At 30.2% G+C, this 818-nt stretch carries 1 protein-coding gene and 1 pseudogene; both read right to left on the bottom strand.

All coding sequences use genetic code 11. The features are described from left to right. The coding region (locus J502_RS16120) for a helix-turn-helix domain-containing protein (protein ID WP_034685066.1) at positions 1–227 on the bottom strand (227 nt) is incomplete at its 3' end. Between the two features lie 102 nt (positions 228–329). Next, positions 330–569: pseudogene (locus J502_RS16785) on the bottom strand (helix-turn-helix domain-containing protein); the annotation flags it as partial. Positions 570–818: the final 249 nt, after the last annotated feature.

Below are 818 nucleotides of genomic sequence, written 5' to 3'. Positions count from 1 at the left end.
ACAGCCTGTTCAGTAGCATCATCTACACGGTTTTTTAAATTTGGTACTCGACGGGACTTATTAATCAGTGCGTCAATATCACCAGACTTCACTAATTCCTGATAGCGATAAAATGTATCTCTTGAAACACCCATCACTTTGCATGCTCTGGATACATTCTGAAGCTCTTCAGCTAAATTAAGCAGACCTACTTTGTGTTTAATGATTTGATTGTTTGTATGCAACATAAGAAAGTTACCTTTGTTTGATTAAGATTTCGACACCTTTATCAAAACGGGTAACTTTCTCTTTTTCAAGAAGAATGTACGATCAAGTCTGAACTAATACAGTTAAACATTGAATTTTATATATTTTCCTATTAGAAGTTCTACATCAATATGTAGCTTTCCTCCCACTGCTTCAATATAGTTTTTCTTGGTCGAAATTTTCAAATCATTCCCACGATTTTTAATTCCTAAAAGCGATGGCTGTTTTATTCCTAGGGTTTCAGCAAACTCATTTTATTAGATTTTAAGTTCTTCATGAATAAGGTAAAGCTGATTTTCTAGTAGCAATTCACCAGCTTCTTTAATAAAATCAACCAGATCATCAAATAAGTTGTTTTTATAAAATTACCCCTTAGCTAATTGGCACAGGATCATGGTGTTTTATCTAAGACCTTATCTTTCAAAAAAATAGAAAATCGGTTATTAATATGGGTAAATTTTTATAAATTCTGAACTTGAACAGATTTTAAATAATCAAATTATTATTCTCCAATACATTCTTATTTTTTAAATTTAGTAACAGAGCATATTATAAATATAAATACGAAATTT

The organism is Acinetobacter sp. 1294596 (assembly GCF_000582925.1).
Lineage (GTDB): Bacteria > Pseudomonadota > Gammaproteobacteria > Pseudomonadales > Moraxellaceae > Acinetobacter > Acinetobacter radioresistens.
Note: the sequence above shows the minus strand (reverse complement) of the source record. Positions and strands in the feature narration are given on the sequence as shown.